This window comes from Streptomyces sp. NPDC053432 (genome assembly GCF_055585365.1).
Window position 1 is genome coordinate 1 of record NZ_JBVJKF010000063.1, and the last position, 1,139, is coordinate 1,139.

The following is a 1,139-nucleotide window of genomic DNA, read 5'->3' on the forward strand; positions in this document are numbered from 1 at the left end:
CTAGTCTTCTGAGTCAGGAATTCCATTCAGATGTGTAGGCTTGTTGGGTGGCACGAACTGGGCGGCCGAAGGCTGAGTTGACGTTGTCGGACGAAGAACGGGCCGCACTCGAGGGGTGGGTGCGGCGCCGTTCCACGCCGCAGGCGTGGGCACTGAGGTGCCGGATCATCCTGGCCTGCGCGGAGGGTGCCTCGAACAAGGACGTGGCGGCCCGGCTCGGCTCGACCGCGCATGCGGTGGGCCGCTGGCGGGCTCGTTTCGTCGAGCACCGGATCGCCGGCCTGGGCGACATGCCTCGCTCGGGCGGTCCCCGGTCGGTCACCGACGAGCAGGTGGCCGCGCTGGTCACCAGGACTCTGCAGTCCGCTCCGAAGAACGCGACGCACTGGTCGACACGTTCGATGGCGAAGGAACTGGGCTTGTCGCAGTCGACCGTGTCGCGGGTCTGGCGGGCGTTCGGCCTGCAGCCGCACCGCTCGGAGACGTTCAAGCTGTCGACGGATCCGTACTTCGTCGACAAGGTCCACGATGTCGTCGGCCTGTATCTGGACCCGCCGGAGCGGGCCCTTGTCTTCTGCGTGGACGAGAAGTCGCAGATCCAGGCCCTGGACCGCTCTCAGCCGGTGCTGCCGATGATGCCCGGAGTGCCGCAACGCGTCACGCACGACTACGTCCGGGCAGGCACCACCACCCTGTTCGCCGCCTTGGAGGTCGCCACCGGCAAGGTCATCGGTTCCCTGCACCGCCGCCACCGCGCCGAGGAGTTCAAGAAGTTCCTCGTCAAGCTCGACCGGGAAGTGCCGGACGGTCTCGAGGTCCACCTGGTGCTGGACAACTACGCCACCCACAAGACCCCGGCCATCAAGACCTGGCTGCTGGCCCATCCCCGGTTCCACCTGCACTTCACACCGACCGGGTCGTCGTGGCTCAACCTGGTGGAGCGATGGTTCGCCGAACTCACCAACAAGCAGATACGGCGGGGCGTCCACAAGACCGTCCAGGCCCTGGAACAGGACATCCGGACCTGGATCGCCGCCTGGAACACCGACCCGAAGCCCTACGTCTGGACGAAGACCGCGGACGAGATCCTTGAACGCCTCGCCTCATATCTGAACAGAATTCCTGACTCAGAAGACTAG

At 65.8% G+C, this 1,139-nt stretch carries 1 protein-coding gene; it reads left to right on the forward strand.

Annotated features, from left to right (window positions below; genetic code table 11):
* Positions 1–47 precede the first annotated feature (47 nt).
* Positions 48–1,139 carry an IS630 family transposase gene (locus tag ACZ6Y1_RS37535; protein WP_469640676.1) on the forward strand — a complete coding sequence of 364 codons (1,092 nt, stop codon included), beginning with the start codon at positions 48–50 and terminating at the stop codon, positions 1,137–1,139.